Raw genomic sequence first — 17983 nt, 5'->3', positions numbered from 1 at the left:
ATAGGGTTTTACCAACAAATAAAGGGGTTTGACAACACGCTGGGCAATATAGGGAACATTTAATTGTAGGCCCTAAGGCATTTGCGGATTTTTACGTAGTTCACCGATAATACCAACCGGATAAACCAATCCCATGCCCACAAGTTCTCAAGGCCTCCTGCAGCAAATAGCCGAATTGCGATCTGCCATTGATGGTTTTTCTTTTGACCAGATGAGCATCGGGGAAGCCAAAACCCTCAAAAGTCGTTTTGAAGCATTTTGCAGGCAATTGGAAGACAAAATCTGGGATCCGGGGGCCGGGGAGGAGGCGTCAGCCGAATTGCCCGAGGCCTCCAGGGACTCCCAAATGCTGATTGCAACCGTCAGCCATGAAATCCGTACGCCCCTTAGCGGGATCATCGGATTTACCGACCTGCTTTCCGAAAGCCCGCTGGGGGAACGGGAAGCGGAATACGTCGGCGCTATCCGGTCGGCAGCCCACGGATTGCTGGAAATCGTCAATGAACTCAGGGAATTTTCAACTATCGAATCGGGTACCTGGAAAGCGACCAGCATTCCGTTTAACCCGAAGCAGGTGCTCGGGGAGGTGGGGTACCTCTGCAAAACCCTGATAGTGCGCGACAATGTGGCCTTTCGAACGGAAATTGCCCGGGACCTGCCCGACCTGTTGCTGGGGGATCCTTCCAAATTGTCGCAGATACTGATGAATCTACTCGGAAATGCCATCAAATTTACGGCCTCCGGTCACATCACCCTGCGGATGCGCTGCGAATGGCGCAAACGGACCTGTACGCTCCACGGGGAAGTCGAAGACACCGGTCCCGGGATTCAGCCCTCAGACCTCGGCCTGATATTTAACCCTTTTCACCAGGGGGGGCAAACCGGGGAGACCCAGGGAATCGGCACAGGACTGGGGCTCAGTATCGTAAAAAAAATCATCGAGCGGCAGGGGGGCGCCATATGGGCGGAAAGCGAGCCGGGAAGCGGATCGCGCTTTAGTTTCCGCCTGCCGTACACCCTGGGAACCACCTCCCCGGAACCGGGCACCCTGCAGGAGCCTGAATCGCCGGATGAAAAGCGTTTGGAAGGGAAGCGCATTTTGGTGTTTGAAGACAACCCCCTGAATATGAAACTGCTTGAGACCCGGCTGAAAAGCTGGGGGTGCCACGTTTACCGGGCAGAACAGGCTGCCTACGGCATGGCCTTACTTCAGAAGAACCCGGTAGACCTGATCCTGATGGACCTGCACCTGCCGCAGGCAAACGGTTTTGAATTGAGCCGGCAAATCCGCAATCACTCCGAGCCGGGTTTGCAGAATATCCCAATCATCGCGGTAACCGCCGATTTCACCGCCCGGGACGAAGAACGGCGGAAGGCAAGCGGTATCGACGATGTCCTTTTAAAACCCTATGTCCCTGCCGAGCTTTTCGGGAGGCTTGAGTTTTACCTCCAAAATGGAAGGGTTGTCCCAAACGAAGCCCATTCGCGCCCCGAAAAACTGGGGAAGATTGATGTACAGGCACTATGGGCGGAATGCTCAGGGGATATGGACGTCCTGGAGCAATTGATTGGCTTGCTCAAAAATAACCTGCTGGAATTCATCGGGAAAATCCGGTTGCACCTCCCTACTGCCGACTATGCGCAAATCACCGCTGCGGCACACAAGGTAAAGTCAGGCCTGCGGATGGTCCGTGCCGGATACTGGCTGGAACATGTGGAGGCCATACATCAGCTAAGCAAGGAAGAGACGGGCCTGGGGGAAATCGGACAACGATTCGACGAGCTCGCTGAGGATTTTCCCCGGTTAGAAGCCCAGTTGGAGCGGGAGGTGGAAAAATTGAAAAAAGATCAGGGTCATGGCTGAAAAGAAAATATTACTTGCAGAAGACGACGAAATGCTGGCTTCCCTGCTCAAATTCCGACTGGAAAAGGGGGGGTACGCTGTATCGCATGCCCGCGACGGACGGCAGGTTAAGGAGTATCTGGAAAGCCAAAAGGCGGATATCATTATCAGCGATATCATGATGCCTTATTTTTCGGGGATTGAGCTGGTGGAATTCCTGCGCAATGAGCTCGAGGATTCGACCCCCGTAATCATTATGTCCACGGCCGGGAATGAATCAAACGTCCTGAATGCCTTTGAAATGGGGGCGGATGACTTTGTGTCCAAGCCGGTCAGCCCGTCCGAACTCCTTGTGCGGGTAGGAAAATTACTGAGACAACGGGCGTATTGATAAACCTGTCTATTACATATTACCCCCTGCGATTGCTGGAAGCCCCTGAAATCCATACGGATTTACTCTGGGACCTCGGTTTGCTTTTCGGCGGGCTGGGGTTTCTGTATTTTTTGCTGATTTTCTGGCTGCGCAACCGGAATACCCGCCGGGAACGATCCAATCTGGAGAAAAAACGCGAACTGGCCCCAATGATCAGCAACTTCCTGTTTTTTGAACAGGAAAACGACACGGAGCTTCGGGAAACGTATATCCGGATGAAACTGGAAATACGGGAGATGCTCAAAACCCCGAAAAACCGCCGGGTGCTCACGGAAGTCCTGATGGACTTGCGGTTGGATGTCTCCGGAGATGCCCGCGACCGGCTGTTCCGGCTCTACCAGGACCTGGGCCTGGACCAGGATGCCTACCAAATGCTCAATAGCTGGCGATGGGAGCGCGTTTCCCGGGGGATACGCCAACTCACGGAAATGCGGGTGACCCAGGCGTACGGCTTTATCAGGAAGTTTATCAACGACCGGAGGGGGGTAATCCGCAAACAGGCCGAGTTGGCCACCGTCACGCTCCGGAAAGAGGGAATGGCCTATTTCCTGGATACCACCCGGTACGGCATTTCGGAATGGCAGCAACTCAAGTTGCTGGAGATCCTTCAGCATCGGGAGGACTACCAACCGCCGCGATTTGGCGACTGGCTCGTATCCGAAAACAAGCACGTGGTGTTGTTTTCCCTGCGATTGATCCGGCATTTTCGTCAGAACGAGGCGGAAGCCGCCATCCTGCAATTGCTTCGGCACCGCGACCAGAGCGTAAAGGTCGCGGCTATTGAATGCATCCGGGAGTTTCATTTCGAGTCGGCCCGCGCCCCCCTGAAGGCCTTGTTCAAAAAGTCCGGGGAGGCCGTGAAGTTGTCCATATTAAACACCCTGGAAACCATTGGCAACCCCGGGGATTGCGACTTCCTGCAGCAGCAGGCCCAATCGGATACCAATTTCATCGTGCGTTCCAAAGCCCGCAGTGTCCTGAACCGACTGGTGCCCGATTCGGTACTTCCCCAGGCCAATCTGGAAGCGCCTGTGGAAGAAATGGTTGCGCCCACCCCGCAGCCGGAAACGACCTCCCGGGCTGACGAACTGGAAGTGCGCGATGAACAGGTGGTTGGTGATGAGGACGGAAATTTTTACGAATTGGAAGTTGCCGGGGCGGAGGAAATCACTATTGACGTCGAGGAGACACACGAAGAGGAAATCACGGATGAGGATCTGGCGCTGTTCGATATCTGCCTGTTGCAGGAATTGGATGCCATCCTCAACGAATACATCTCGGAGTCCCCGGCGGAAAATCCCGTACCTGAATTTTTGCCCATGGTAACCGAATCAGCCCCGCCGGCACCCCGGGACATTCAACCCTTCCGAAACCTGCCCGTAACGGCCGAAATCCTCGAGGAGGCCCCGGAAGAACCGGCTCCAGGCAATCGGGATGACTTCCGACAGCCCGCGTTTGAACTGGACGGAGAGCCGGATGCTGCCCCGGACAACCTGGAGTATTTCCAGGCGGCCCCGCGGGAGGGAGACCCTGGGGATACATTTTCTATCGTCCGGGAATTCTACAACCATTGCGATGCGGAATCCAAGCTGATCCTGCTTGCCGCCATTCCCGAAGTGGGAGAAGAAAAGGAGCTGGCGTATTTAAACTCCCTGGCCGATGACCCGGAACCCGAAGTCCGGAAAGCCGTCCGGGAAGCCATCCGGCAGTTGACTGAAAAATTAGGGGATGCTTCTCCACGGACTGGCCGGAAGGCCGATTGCGACCATCAGCCCCCTGCCGCAACAGAGGCGGAGGAACCGGGGGAGACCGGCGCCAAACCCACGCGATATGGCGGTCAATTTATCGACTTTACGCCGGACTTTGAGGCCATCAGGCCGCAAAAACCTGGCCCGGATAACCGGGTGGCAACCAAACCAACCGCGGATAGACCCGGGATAAACCCTACGGATGAATAGCGAAGTATTCGACATATTGCTGGACTATATCAACATCGTCTTCCTGTTGTTCACGGTGGTCCTGTTTACCCTTTTTACCATCATGGGGTACTTGTCCACCAGGAATTCCATCCACTACAGGCATAAGAACAGTATTGGCGATATCTCCCGGACCATGGCCTCCCCGCTGGCGCCGAGTATCACGATTATTGCCCCAGCATACAACGAAGGGTTGACCATTGTGGAAAACATCCGCTCCTTGCTGTCCCTACGCTATGTAAACTACGAGGTTATGGTAGTAAACGACGGCAGCAAGGATGATACCCTTGAGAAAATGGTGGCTGCCTATGACCTGGAACGGGTCCCGATGGACATTGACCCGGAGTGGCCCTGTAAACCCATCCGGGGGGTGTATAAATCCCGGCAACGGTCCTTTGAGAAATTGACCGTCATCGATAAGGAAAACGGGGGCAAATCCGATGCGCTCAATACCGGGATGCGACTTTCGGAAAGCAAATACATCGGTTGTATCGATGTGGACTGCCTGCTGCTCCCGGACGCGCTCCTGCACGTGGTGAAGGCGTTTTACGAACACACCAGCAAACGAGTTATCGCCGTTGGCGGGGTTATACGGGTAGCCAATTCCTGTAAGATCGACGGGGGTACCCTCGAGGAGATCCGCCTGCCGAAGAATTGGCTGGCCCGCTTCCAACTCCTGGAATACACCCGTTCATTCCTGCTCGGCAGGATGGCCTGGGGCCGGATAGACAGCCTGTTAATTATTTCCGGGGCATTCGGGTTTTTTGACCGGCAGATTGCACTGGAAGCGGGGGGCTACGACACGGGCACGGTAGGGGAGGACATGGAGATCGTGTTCCGGATGCGACGCCTGATGCACGACAACGACACCCCATATACAGTTGCCTATATACCCGATCCGCTCTGCTGGACCGAGGTGCCGGAAGACCTGGGGATCTTCATTAACCAGCGCGACCGGTGGTCCCGCGGGAACCTGGAGACGCTCTATCGGCACCGGGATATGTTCTTTAACCCGAAATACGGCAGGCTGGGCATGCTGAGCTATCCGTACTGGTTGTTTTACGAATGGCTGGCACCCATCCTGGAGTTCACCGGTTTCTTTTCCATTTTGGCCTTCGCCTACCTGGGAATCTTGAACTGGGAATTTTTTGTGGCGATTACGGCAACGGTTTACGCCTTTGCGGCCATGTTTTCATTCTATGCGGTCCTCTGGGACGTATGGTCTTACAACCAATACACCCGGACGCGCGATATTCTCACGCTCCTGTTCTGTGCCCTGGTGGAACCGGTGGTATTCCACCCGGTGGTGGTATGGTCCTCCATTCGCGGAAATTTTAAGAAACTATTCAAGATCAATTCCGGCTGGGGCTCCCAGGTCCGGAAAGGATTTGCAAAAGCATGATCGCGTGAAATGGCCATCCCTCTTTAGCGCCCGTCCGGGAAAACGATACCTCCGCGATTACGTCCGGTTGGTAATCGGGTTTTATGCCAGTCTGATCCTGCTGGCAGGTTATCAGCAGGTCCGGCTTTATGAATTCGGGGTACTCGACAGTTTTCTCAATAGCAATTTATTGTTGCTTCTGGTCCATCATCTGGGCTTTACGGCACTGGTTGCCTTCTTCTATGCCTTTGTTTTCAAGGCGATAGAGAAGAAACGCCCCGGGTGGGGTTTCCGGTCTGCGGCAGGGTTCTTTCTTGCCCTGTTGCTGGCAGAGGTACTCCTGACCGAGTATTTTATCCGGGTGTTTGACCTGGCCGGCAGGGAGTTCGCGTCCCAGTTGCGGGGTGTTTTCTCGCCGACGCAAATGGTCCTGACCTGCGCGATATCGCTGGTAGTGCTTGGTACCGCGTACCGGTTGGCCTATCGGTCAAGCAAGCGTTTTTACCGGGCAATCAGCGGGATGTATCCGTTTACAATCCTATTGTTTACCTTATTTCTGGCAACGCTCTGGTCGGATCGGAAGCCCGTAAACAGGAACAAGGTAGAATTTGTGGGAAGCGAGTTTATCCGGGCTTTGACGGCAGGGGAGGTGTACGAGGGATCCGACCCGAACCCGTTTTACCGGACCTGGTCGCCGCCCGACCCCCTGGGCCCGTATGTAAACTGGCAGGAGGAGGAGCCGCATGTAGTAATACTCCTCGTCGAGGGACTCAGTCGGGATTTTATAGGGGAAGATGCGCCGTTGCGGGCATTTACCCCATTTCTGGATTCCCTGAGAACCCAATCCCTTTTCTGGGAAAACTACCTGAGCAATGCGCGGGAAAGCAGCCAGGCCCCGATGTTGGTATCCGGTTCGTTGCCCCAGGGCCCCGGAGGGTTTACAGATGCCCCGCACAGTCCCAACCGGATGACCATGTTTTCCCTGCTCAGAAAAAATGGATACAGGACCAGTTTTCAATATGGCGGAAATGCCTCCCTGAACGGTTGGGACCGTTTCCTGTACGAGGAACGCCTTGACGAGCTCACGGACCGCAAGGCTTTCGGAAGCCAATACGCCCTTCAGGATCCCGATGCTGCGGGTATTTCCCTTGGTTATCCGGATGGTGATTTGTTTGACCGGTACCTGGAATCATACTCTGCGGGTAGCGTCCCACGTCTTGATATCCTACAGACACTCAGCACTTCCAGGCCCTATCTGATCCCCGATGCGGATGCCTACCAGGATCGGGTATCCCAAATCCTCGATCGCTCCGGCCTGGATGCCCGGCAGCGCCGGATTGTGCGAAAAAACCGCGATTTAATCGCCGCCATGGCCTATACGGACCGACAAATCGGCAAATTCCTCAAAAAATTCAGCAGACTTCCTGCAGCTGGAAATACGCTTTTTATAATTACCGGTACGCATCGCCCCTTGGGACTGCCTGCGAGCGAATCCCTGGACCAGTACCGCGTCCCGCTCCTGGTGTACAGCCCGCTGCTCAAGGGGAATCGCGTTTTTGAACAAGTCGCCTCCCACCTGGATGTGGCACCCTCCATCCTGGGGAGCCTTTCCCGCTATTACGGCCTTCAGTTGCCTGCCCAGGCCGCCTGGATGGGAGGATCCCTGATTCCCGGGGAATCCGGGCGCAAGGAGAAACCTATTCCCCTTTATAGGGACCACAGCGGTCTCAGGGGGGTTATCGACGGTAAAACCGCCTACATGGATGGCCGGGCGATTGGCCTCGACGGAAGTCTTCAGCCACGAGAGGCGGCAGGTGAAACCGGGCAGGAGATCGAATCCCGGTTCCGGTTCCAGAAGGCGGCCGAACGCTATGTGTTGGAAAACAATGCCCTGATACCGGAGTCCGCTGCCCCCTACGAAAAACTGATCCGGGAGCCGGGGAAGAAGGAGATGGTCTGGATCCACAGCGTCTTCAGCGGTTCCGATCTGGATAAAGCCTACGACATTGCCAGGGGCCTGGCCTTTGAAGGGCGGCGGGACCGGGCCCGATTGCTGTGCGAGTATATCCTAACCCGGGTGCCGGGCCACGTGGACAGTGAAATTCTTTTGGGCAGGATACACGCCTGGGAGGGGGATTACCGGACGGCCGAGGACATCCTCCAGCAGGTTGTCCAGAAATACCCGGTTTACCCGGACGGGTATTCCGCCCTGCTCGATGTGTACTTCTGGTCCGGGCAACACCAGAAAGCGCAGTACCTGGAGCCAGCTATAAAGGCAAACCTGGGGGGTAGCAACTCCCTGAAGGACAAAATGGACCGGGCCCGGCGGTTGCTTTCACAAAACCAGCAGTGATGATTATTTCGAGGAAAATATTCAAAGTATGTGTGTTTGCCACCGGCATCTGCCTCAGTACTCAGGGCCAGCGGTCCGGGTATGACCCGGATGTGGTTTTGGAATACGCCCAGACCCTGGCCTTCTCGGGTCAAACCGGCCCGGCCAGGGATACCCTGGCGGCCGTCTTAACGGATTACCCGGAATATACCGATGTGGAGACCCTGCTGGCAAAGACGTATAGTTGGGAGGGGAATTACGACCAGGCCCGGCGGCACCTGAACCGGGTGACGTCCCGGGAGCGCCTGCATACGGAATCCTGGCTGGCTGCCATCCGCAATGAACAATACGCCGGGAACAGGAGCCTCGCCCTGGGGCTGGCAAACAAGGCGCTGATGTATCTGGGGCCGGACAGTGCAATTACGCGTATCCGCAAGGAAATCCTCGATTCCAAATCGAGCCAAACACCCCGGGAAGAGGCGGGATCCTGGCAGAACAGCATCAGCCTTGAAAACCAATTGCAGGTCTTTGACAATACCTTCGATCCGATGGTATATGCTACTTTGGAATACGAGCGCCAAACCCCTGTAGGAAAGGTTATCCCGCGGATCAATTACAGCAATCGCTTCAATACGCATGGCGTCCAGTATGAATTGGATCTGTATCCGCGGGTGTCCAAAACCTTCTACGCCTATCTTAATTACGGTTACTCCGCAGCCCCGACCTACCCCGTTCACCGGGCAGGGGTGGAGCTATTCGCAAACCTTCCCTCGGCCATGGAGGTATCCCTGGGAGGGCGGCACCTCGATTTCAGGGAGACTTCCGTTCGGCTGATTACCGGATCCTTTGGCCTGTACAGGGGGAATTACTACCTGAATTTCCGACCTTTTGTAAGTGTTTTCCGGGACCGGGATCCGGGATTTTCCGGAAGTATCCTGGCCCGCAGATATCTGGATCACGCCACCCATTATCTCGGGTTGCGGGCCGTTTACGGATTCAACCCGGAATTACAGCAATTGCGATCCGGGGATCAGCTCCTGGCCGAATCATTGTTTTTTGTGGAATCCCAGCAAGTGCAGTTGGAATACCAGTTTACCGGTGCCTCCCGAAGAAACCGCTACCGGGCGCAATTAGGGCTTGCCCGACAGGAACTGGTCCTGGAACCCGGTTCGTTTTTCCTGGCAATTCAGGCCGGGTTGCGCTACCAGGCCGGTTTTTAGGGCCTTACCACCGGGAAAATAACCTTGCCAACAACAATAGTCGTTTTCACCACAAAATATTGGACGTCCTCCGGATTTCATTTAGGTTTAATCCAGTGTTAATGAGTATCCCAGATCTCAAAATAACTAGTAACCGAAACCAAGCTTACCATGTTATACGATACCTACGGCGAGGAATACCTCACATTCCTGAGAGAGTTAAATGAAATTTTAAGTTTGAATGAATTGGCCGAGCTGGACTACCTCTAGCCCGGACGCTTATAATTAGTGGAATCCCAAATCCCCGAAACTATGGCAAATTACAATGAAGACAATGCGGCCTATATGGACTTTATCCAGGCCCTGAATGAAATCCTGCTGGATTTTGACATCAGCAGACTTAGCTGTTCATAATGTTTAGTGTGTATTGAAAAAAGCGGCCCTGGGGCCGCTTTTTTTATGGTTTCGGGTGTCCGAACACCCTTCGCTTATGCAATCTATCCTAAATACGCTTTGAGCAACTTGCTCCTGGAATGGTGGCGCAGCTTGCGAATGGCTTTTTCGCGTATTTGCCGGACCCGTTCACGGGTCAGGTCAAAAGTTTGTCCGATTTCGGCCAGCGTCATCGATTGCTGGTCTCCGATTCCGTAATAAAGTTTCACCACATCCGCCTCGCGGGGCGACAGGGTTTCCAGCGCCCGGTTAATCTCGGTGTTCAAAGACTGGAGCATCAGGGATTTGTCCGGTTTCGGGGACTCTCCCGAACGAAGTACATCGTACAAATTGGAATCTTCGCCTTCGCGAAGCGGGGCATCCATGCTGACATGCCTTCCGGAATTCTTGATGGATTGCTTGACCTCGCTCACCGTCATATCGAGTTCTTTGGCGATCTCTTCTGCAGAAGGTGGGCGCTCGTGGGCCTGCTCCAGGTAGGAAAATGTTTTTTTGATCTTATTGATCGAGCCGATCTTGTTAAGAGGCAGCCTTACAACACGGGATTGTTCGGCCAGGGCCTGCAGAATGGATTGACGAATCCACCAAACGGCGTAGGAGATGAACTTAAACCCTCGGGTTTCATCAAAACGCTTCGCGGCCTTTACCAGGCCCACATTGCCCTCATTGATCAGGTCAGGCAGCTTGAGCCCCTGATTCTGATATTGTTTGGCTACGGACACCACAAACCGGAGGTTGGCTTTGGTAAGCTTCTCCAGTGCGAGTTGGTCTCCCTGTTTGATGCGTTGTGCGAGTTCTACTTCCTCATTGGCGGTTATCAGATCAATTTTACTTATATCTTGCAGGTACTTGTCAAGCGATTTGGACTCCCGGTTAGTGACCTGCTTGACAATTTTTAATTGCCTCATGTACGTATAAAGGGTTTAAGTTAACATCTTCTCATTATAAGCTTTTCTTCGCTCTTTTCCAAAAGACCCGTACCTTACTTATACATATTTTATGAGAATTTCGCAAAGTTTTAAGATTTTCGGGCGCTCCGGGCGCTCCGGTTTTACACGAGAACCCGTAAATTAGGCCGCCATGAGCAAAAGAGCCCTGAAAAAATACGTGGCCGGACTGGACCGGGAAGCACTTTCCGAACAACTACTCGACCTTTACGACCGGTTTCCGCAGGTCAAGACCTACTACGATTTTGTTTTTAATCCGAAAGAGGACAAACTCCTGATGGAAGCCAAGGAGAAGATTCGAAGGGAATATTTTCCCCAGGGGAGAAGGCGCCCCAAGGCCCGGAGGTCGGTGGCCAAAAATTACATCCGGCATTTCGGGAAGCTCGGGATGGAACCGCACTTGCTGGCAGACCTGATGGCTTACAACCTGGAAATTGCGGCAGCCTTCGAAAAAACCCGCAATTGCCCGGATGCCTTTTACCGCAGCATCTATAAATCCTATCTGGATTGGACCGCCTACCTGGTACACCAGGGTATTTTTGGTGATTTCAGCGATCGCCATGCCGCCTTGATCGCGGAAATAGAAAAGGCAGGCTGGCCGAATGCGGAGGACTTTCTGGATCGAAATGAACAATTATCCCTCTAAGGGGCCGAACTGCTAAAAACAACCATATGGCAATCGCAATCCTTCGAAATGACGACCGGACAGACTCCTGGATCCGTGCCCTGGAGGCTGTGGCGCCGGAGATTCCGCTATACGATTACCACCAACCACACCCCAGGGAAGCCATTCGCATGGTCGGCGTGTGGAAACACCCGCCGGGAAGCCTTTGGGAGTACCCGAATTTACTGGGTATCCACGGCCTGGGCGCCGGGGTGGACTTTATTCTCGAAGATCCCGATTTGCCCGAAGGCCTGCCTGTCCTGCGCGTCGTGGACCCTTACCTGGCCTCCGATATGGCGGAATATGTGCTGGCACAGATCCTGTCCGGACTCCGGCAGTTGCCGGCCTACACCCTCGACCAGTACAGCAACCGCTGGAACCCCCGGCCCTACAACCGGATTGAAGATGTCCGGGTGGGGATCATGGGGTTGGGCACCCTCGGAAAAGCAGTGGCAGATTTGTTGGTGCGCACCGGTTTCGACGTGCGGGGCTGGACCGCCCGGTCGCAACCCGCCACCGGGTATCCGGTTTTTCAAGGGCCGGAAGGCCGTCAGGCTTTCCTCTCGGAATCCGATATTTTGGTGTGTCTGCTTCCGCTAACCCCCAAGACCCGGGGTATCCTGGACCAAAGTGTTTTTGACCAGCTGCCCGTTGGGGCCCGGCTGATCAACGTGGCCCGGGGCCCGCTGCTCAATGAAGAAGACCTGTTGGAGGCCTTCCGTACGGGGCAGGTTGCCCAGGCCTGCCTGGATGTGTTTTCCCAGGAGCCATTGACAAACAGCCATCCCTTCTGGAACCACCCGGGGATTTCGATGACCCCGCACGTAGCGAGTGTTTCCGAGCCCGAATCGGTTGCCGCTCAGGTTATTGCCAATTACCGCGCGCTTTTGGGCGGTGGCCCACTGGCCAACGAGGTATCCCGGGAGCGGGGTTATTAACGGTCGTTGTTGAGAAATCCTGGCGAGAAATTTCTTCAAACCTTAAAAATCGGCTAGTTTTGCAAAATTCAGCCTTCCGCACCGGGAAGGTTCAAAAAATTGGCTAAAACGACCTTTTTGAGCGCACAAACCGAGTCTACCGAAAAAACCCTTTACGACTATCAGCTGGAAGACCTGGGCAAGATTTTCAAATGCCTCGAGGAATCCCCGGATGATATCAACCTCCTTTACCAGTTGCCTACGGGAGGCGGGAAAACCGTCGTATTTTCGGAGATTGCGCGCCGCTACATCCGGCAGACAGGCAAGAAGGTAGTTGTGCTGACGCACCGAATCGAGCTCAGCCTCCAGACTTCCCGAATGCTCTCAGGCTTCGGCGTTAACAACAAGATCATCAACAGTGAGGTAAAGGAACTCGACGAGAGCGACGATTACGAATGCTATGTCGCCATGGTCGAAACCCTGAACAACCGCCTGCAGGAAAAGGCGATAACCCTGGAAGGCGTGGGCCTGGTGATTATCGACGAGGCCCATTACAATTCCTTCCGGAAACTTTTCAAGTACTTTGAAAAATCGGTGATACTCGGCGTAACCGCCACCCCGCTCAGCTCCAACATCAAGTTGCCGATGAAGGACCACTACAAGAAGCTGATCGTCGGGGAATCCATCGCCTCCCTGATTGAGAAAAAGTTTCTGGCCAAGGCGAACCTGTACAATTATGACGTCAGCCTGAAGTCCCTGAAATTAGGCATCAGCGGGGATTATACGGTGAAGTCCTCGGATGCGCTATACGGGAACCAGCAAATGCTCGGCAAACTGGTCGGTGCCTACGAGGAACTCGCCAAGGGTACCAAGACGCTGATCTTCAACAACGGGATCAGCACCTCCAAATACGTCTATGAAACGTTTAAGCGGGCCGGTTACCCGATCCGTCATCTGGACAATAAGAACTCGGCCTCTGAAAGGCGGGAAATCCTGGATTGGTTTGCCAATACCCCCGATGCAATCCTCACCTCGGTCAGTATCCTGACCACGGGATTTGACGAACCCAGCGTGGAAACGATCATCCTGAACCGGGCTACGCGTTCGCTGACCCTGTATTTCCAGATGATCGGACGCGGTTCGCGGATCCTCAAGGACAAGGAGGAATTCACCGTCATCGACCTCGGGAACAACATCGCACGGTTCGGGCCCTGGGATGCCCCGGTAGACTGGCAGGAAATTTTCCATTTCCCCGATTTCTACCTGGAAAACATCCGTAACGACGAGGAGATCGAACGGGAATTCGTCTATGAAATGCCTGCTGAACTCCGGGAAAAATTCGGGAGATCCTCGGATATTGACTTCGACGTAAAGGAGGAGTACAAAAAGATTTTTGCCCAGGGGAAGAAATCGAAGCTGGTACTCGAGAAAAGCATCGAACAGCATGCCCGGATATGCGTGGAGAACAGTGAGGATGTATTTGACGCCCGCATACTGGCCCGGGAACTTCGCGATGAAATCGAGTATCGCATCAAGCAGTATTCCTACTGCATTATGAACAACACCAAGAACTATCGGGACTGGCTTCAGGAGGACTACGAGCGCCGTCTCCGCCTGAAGATCTCGCAATTGTTTGCGGCCCGGATGTAGTTGAGGGGCGGGCGGCCAGCCGGAAAGGGCCCTGTTGAACCCTTCCGGCCCTTTCGCGGCCCTCCAGTGTATTTTCACCATCAGGGCGTATCTTTACGGGACGAATAACCACTAATCCTATAATGCCAAAACATGGAATCACCCGATTGGAAACCAGCAGGAGAATTTGAGGATATTACCTATCGCAAATGCGACGGGGTTGCGCGGATTGCCTTCAACCGTCCCGAGGTGCGCAATGCCTTTCGCCCGAAAACCACCAGCGAACTGTACCGGGCGTTTTACGACGCCATGGAAGACCGTTCGATCGGGGTGGTATTGCTTTCTGCCGAGGGGCCTTCCCCAAAAGACGGGGTGTACGCCTTTTGCAGCGGGGGCGACCAGCGGGCCCGGGGGCATCAGGGTTATGTGGGCGAGGACGGCTACCACCGCCTGAACATCCTGGAGGTGCAACGCCTGATCCGTTTTATGCCCAAGGTAGTCATTGCCGTGGTGCCCGGATGGGCAGTAGGAGGGGGACACAGCCTGCATGTGGTTTGCGACCTGACGCTGGCCAGCGCGGAACACGCAATTTTTAAACAGACTGATGCGGACGTCACCAGTTTTGACGGGGGGTATGGCTCGGCCTACCTCGCCAAGATGGTCGGGCAGAAGCGGGCGCGGGAGATCTTTTTCCTGGGCAGGGATTACCGGGCACAGGAAGCCTACGAAATGGGAATGGTCAATGCCGTGGTACCCCATGACGAACTGGAACAGACCGCCTACCAGTGGGCCCGTGAGATACTGGCCAAGTCGCCGACCTCGATCAAGATGCTGAAATTTGCCATGAACCTCACGGATGACGGTATGGTTGGCCAACAGGTTTTTGCGGGAGAAGCCACCCGGCTGGCCTATATGACGGACGAAGCCAAAGAGGGGCGGGATGCATTCCTGGAGAAGCGGAAACCCGATTTCGGGAAGGACCAGTGGATTCCGTAAAGTCGGTGCGAATGGCCTGAAACTAAAAAGAGCCCTGGTTGTTTAACCAGGACCCTTTTACGAGAACACTATATGAAAATGAAAAAAATTAACTCCGTTTATTTCATTTGAACAGTGTAAACATACGCCGGGCATTCCGCAGGGCAAATATTTTGTTGTGAAACGGCCGCAGGTTGTGGTGTAGGATATATAAGGGGGGATTTCTTCGGTGAACGGCACGTGTTCCATGCGTCCCTTCAGGTCCTTATACCCCATCATTTTGTCGGGAGACCAGGGGCTGGCCGCATTCCCCGGAAGGTTTCGCAGGGATAGCGTATCTTTAATTTCCAAGATGCGTGTTTGGGCCATGAGACATAACCCACCTGCCAGCCTGATATTCCTGCTCTTTTTCCTGATATCCTGTTCCGGGCCGGAATATGCCTGGAAGGAACTCGAGGTGACGGTGACGGCTTATAATTCGGTGCCCTGGCAAACTTCCGGAAACCCTTCCCTGACCGCATGGGGTGATACGCTCCGGCCCGGGATGCAATGCATTGCAGTTTCCCGGGACCTTATTGCCCTGGGCCTTGACCATAACACGGAAGTTAAAATCCAGGGGCTTCCCGGGACCTTCCTGGTCAAGGATAAGATGAACCGTCGCTTTAAACGGCACATCGACCTGTATATGGGCGAGGATGTGAAAGGCGCGCGGGAATGGGGCCGTAAAAAACGCGTTATCCGTTACCGGGTGCCCGCTCGCGAAAATCTCCGGAAAGAGGTAAATACAGAATAATATGCCATTGAAAAACTATGCCTTCCCAGCTGTAATTTTGGTGATCCTGTTGGTTGCAACGGCCTGCAGTACGTACCGCCCCTTATTGTCGGACCGCCCGATACGTTTTGACCGGGAGCGACTGGAATTGACCGGTGCCTACCTCAGGGACCGGTATGGGATGGAGCAGGAGGATGCCCGTATTGAACCCCGGATGATCGTACTCCACTGGACGGCCATCCCCACTCTGGAGGAGTCATTTGATGCATTTTACCCGCCCCGACTGCCGGATACGCGCGGGGACATCACCTCGGCGGGCGCCCTGAACGTCTCGGCCCACTATTTGGTAGACCGGGACGGCAGTATCCTGCAATTGATGCCGGATACACTGATGGCCCGGCATGTGATAGGGCTGAACCATTGTGCGATCGGCATCGAGAATGTGGGGGGCACTCCGGAGACCCCGCTCACAAAAGCGCAACTCCTGGCCAATGAATGGCTGGTACGCCAATTAGCCGCAACCCATAACATCCAATACCTGATCGGACATTACGAGTATACCCGGTTCGAAGGGCACCCGCTCTGGTTGGAAAAAGACAGCGGGTACCGGACGGAAAAAACGGATCCCGGAAGGCAATTCATGAAAAAAATCCGAAATTCGGTCCGGGATCTGGGACTGAAACCCGCGCCCGAAAAATAGCATCCATGAAATACATCTTACCGCTTTTAACGCTTTGCCTGTTTGTTTTGCCTGTCTCTGGGCAAACGGAATCCTTTACGGAACGGTTTTACGACAGTTATGAAACCTACCGGGAACCGAGCCTGGGAAAACGAAGAATCAAGCACGCGGATATCCAACCGCTGATCGACGCGCTGGCCGTCAAACCCGGGTTTGAGGTCAACCGCGTCGGGACCTCCATAGAAGGCCGACCCCTGCGGCTCATTAGCCTGGGGGACGGGCAAACAGACATTTTCCTGTGGTCCCAGATGCACGGGGACGAACCCACGGCCACCCAGGCCATATTCGACATCCTGAACTTCCTGGGAGCCCCGGAGTTTGCCGACGAGAAATCCCGACTCCTGGATTCGGTCCGGCTGCACTTCCTGCCGATGCTCAATCCGGACGGGGCGGAGGTCTACCAGCGACGCAACACCCTTGGCATCGACATCAACCGGGATGCCCTGCGGCTGCAATCCCCGGAAGGCCAAACCCTTAAACGGGTGCGGGACAGCCTGGAAGCGGAATTCGGCTTTAACCTGCACGACCAGAGTACCTACTACAATGCCGAGCGCACCCCGAAACCGGCCACCATCTCCTACCTGGCCCCGGCCTACAACTACGAGAAGGCAATCAATGAGGTTCGCAGCCGCGCCATGCAGGTGATTGGATATATGAACCGGATTATCCAGCGGTATGCCCCCGGGCAGGTTGGAAAATACAACGACGATTTTGAACCCCGGGCATTCGGGGACAACATCCAGAAGTGGGGGACAAGCGCCATCCTCATTGAATCCGGTGGCTATCCGGAAGACCCTGAAAAGCAGGAAATCCGCAAATTGAATTACGTTTCCATCCTCTCGGCGATCTACGCCATCGGATCGGGAAGCTACCGCAACGTTGGCCTGGAAGCCTACGAGGAAATCCCGGAAAACGACCGGAAACTCTTCGACCTGAAAATCGAACAGGTCACGTATCCGCTACTCGGGAAGGACTATATAATCGACCTGGGGATCCACCGGTTTGAGGTAGACACCCCGGACCATGAGGATTTCTGGTACAGCAGCCGCATTACCGACCAGGGGGACCTGTCCACATACTACGGCTATGAAACTCTGAACGCGTCGGGCTATCGGCTCGGGGCTGGTAAAGTATACAGCCAGGTGCTCCCGAATTTGGAAGCTGTTGGGAAATTGGATTTCTGGGAGCTGCTCGGGCAGGGGATCACCTATGTCCGCGTGGCGGACCTGCCTAAAAAGGCCACTTCCACCCCGTATCCGATACAAGTGGTAGGTGCATCCTTTGAATTGCCGGAACCCCGCTGGGATGTGGGGGACAATCCCACCTTTGTCCTGACCCGGGAGGGTTCGGTCCGCTACGTTGTGGTCAATGGCTTCCTGTACGAACCGGACAGCCGCAAAGGATCGGGGAAGAACAGTATGATCCTGCGTTGAAAGTTATCTCCGGGAGAGGCGGTTAGTACCCATAGGTGATGACCGTGGTAGACCCGTGCATCAGCAGGATCACCAGCATACTTACCAGGGTAACGACAATTGCGACAAATAAGCTGATCACAAGGCTTTTAAGCCAGGCCGTAAACGGGCCGATGGCACTTTCCTTCACAATTTGGTTGAGTACATCCATGACAGGGTATTTTTGAGTGATACGTCTCGTTGATTCAGGATGGAAGGTTGCCTATGTACTTATATAACAGGTGATCCCGTATTTACCCTACCTGGTATCA

General features: G+C 54.5%; 15 protein-coding genes. 13 read left to right on the top strand and 2 right to left on the bottom strand.

Features of this window, described 5'->3' with window-relative positions; translation table 11 throughout:
* Nucleotides 1-133 precede the first annotated feature (133 nt).
* From RB2501_RS11365 to RB2501_RS11340, 6 genes are read left to right on the top strand one after another with little or no spacing between them, the layout of a single operon-like run.
* Complete coding sequence (locus tag RB2501_RS11365; protein WP_015754971.1) at nt 134-1864, top strand: ATP-binding protein; 1731 nt, start codon at nt 134-136, stop codon at nt 1862-1864.
* Nucleotides 1857-2234: a response regulator transcription factor gene (locus tag RB2501_RS11360; RefSeq protein WP_015754970.1), complete on the top strand. Its 378-nt coding sequence runs from the start codon at nt 1857-1859 to the stop codon at nt 2232-2234. The genes RB2501_RS11365 and RB2501_RS11360 overlap by 8 nt, the downstream gene beginning before the upstream one ends.
* A gap of 32 nt (nt 2235-2266) precedes the next feature.
* Nucleotides 2267-4234 carry a HEAT repeat domain-containing protein gene (locus RB2501_RS11355; protein WP_148214360.1) on the top strand — a complete coding sequence of 656 codons (1968 nt, stop codon included), beginning with the start codon at nt 2267-2269 and terminating at the stop codon, nt 4232-4234.
* Nucleotides 4227-5654, top strand: coding sequence for a glycosyltransferase family 2 protein (locus RB2501_RS11350; protein ID WP_041327215.1), 1428 nt, complete (start codon nt 4227-4229; stop codon nt 5652-5654). The genes RB2501_RS11355 and RB2501_RS11350 overlap by 8 nt, the downstream gene beginning before the upstream one ends.
* A gap of 4 nt (nt 5655-5658) precedes the next feature.
* Entirely contained in the window at nt 5659-7986 is a 2328-nt protein-coding gene (locus RB2501_RS11345) for an LTA synthase family protein (protein ID WP_015754967.1), read from the top strand.
* Nucleotides 7986-9185 (top strand): YaiO family outer membrane beta-barrel protein, encoded by a 1200-nt coding sequence (locus RB2501_RS11340; protein WP_148214359.1) that lies wholly within the window; start codon nt 7986-7988, stop codon nt 9183-9185. Before RB2501_RS11345 ends, RB2501_RS11340 begins: the two co-directional genes overlap by 1 nt.
* 476 nt (nt 9186-9661) lie before the next feature.
* On the opposite strand, the gene RB2501_RS11335 is transcribed toward RB2501_RS11340, so the two are convergent.
* Entirely contained in the window at nt 9662-10525 is an 864-nt protein-coding gene (locus RB2501_RS11335) for a sigma-70 family RNA polymerase sigma factor (protein ID WP_015754963.1), read from the bottom strand.
* Between the two features lie 172 nt (nt 10526-10697).
* Between RB2501_RS11335 and RB2501_RS11330 the strand changes: the two genes are divergently transcribed.
* The 7 genes from RB2501_RS11330 to RB2501_RS11295 all read left to right on the top strand — a co-directional run bounded on the left by RB2501_RS11330 (nt 10698) and on the right by RB2501_RS11295 (nt 17693).
* Nucleotides 10698-11210 carry a DUF6155 family protein gene (locus RB2501_RS11330; protein WP_015754962.1) on the top strand — a complete coding sequence of 171 codons (513 nt, stop codon included), beginning with the start codon at nt 10698-10700 and terminating at the stop codon, nt 11208-11210.
* A 26-nt stretch (nt 11211-11236) separates the two neighbouring features.
* Nucleotides 11237-12166 (top strand): 2-hydroxyacid dehydrogenase, encoded by a 930-nt coding sequence (locus tag RB2501_RS11325; RefSeq protein WP_015754961.1) that lies wholly within the window; start codon nt 11237-11239, stop codon nt 12164-12166.
* Nucleotides 12167-12283: 117 nt separating this feature from the next.
* Nucleotides 12284-13795, top strand: a complete 1512-nt coding sequence (locus RB2501_RS11320) for a DEAD/DEAH box helicase (RefSeq protein ID WP_015754960.1) — start codon at nt 12284-12286, stop codon at nt 13793-13795.
* A 132-nt stretch (nt 13796-13927) separates the two neighbouring features.
* Complete coding sequence (locus tag RB2501_RS11315) at nt 13928-14770, top strand: 1,4-dihydroxy-2-naphthoyl-CoA synthase (RefSeq protein WP_015754959.1); 843 nt, start codon at nt 13928-13930, stop codon at nt 14768-14770.
* 346 nt (nt 14771-15116) lie between these two features.
* Nucleotides 15117-15542: a 3D domain-containing protein gene (locus RB2501_RS11305; RefSeq protein WP_015754957.1), complete on the top strand. Its 426-nt coding sequence runs from the start codon at nt 15117-15119 to the stop codon at nt 15540-15542.
* Between the two features lies 1 nt (nt 15543).
* On the top strand, nt 15544-16221 hold the full coding sequence (locus RB2501_RS11300) for an N-acetylmuramoyl-L-alanine amidase (protein ID WP_041327214.1): 678 nt from the start codon (nt 15544-15546) through the stop codon (nt 16219-16221).
* Nucleotides 16222-16226: 5 nt separating this feature from the next.
* The gene (locus RB2501_RS11295) at nt 16227-17693 is read left to right on the top strand and encodes a M14 family metallopeptidase (protein WP_015754955.1); all 1467 of its coding nucleotides are present in this window, start codon (nt 16227-16229) and stop codon (nt 17691-17693) included.
* A 22-nt stretch (nt 17694-17715) separates the two neighbouring features.
* Here the strand turns inward: RB2501_RS11295 and RB2501_RS16270 are convergent, their stop codons facing one another.
* Complete coding sequence (locus tag RB2501_RS16270; protein ID WP_015754954.1) at nt 17716-17883, bottom strand: hypothetical protein; 168 nt, start codon at nt 17881-17883, stop codon at nt 17716-17718.
* Nucleotides 17884-17983: the final 100 nt, after the last annotated feature.

The sequence above is a fragment of the Robiginitalea biformata HTCC2501 genome, assembly GCF_000024125.1.
GTDB lineage: Bacteria > Bacteroidota > Bacteroidia > Flavobacteriales > Flavobacteriaceae > Robiginitalea > Robiginitalea biformata.
This window is presented reverse-complemented; position numbering and strand designations above follow the sequence as displayed.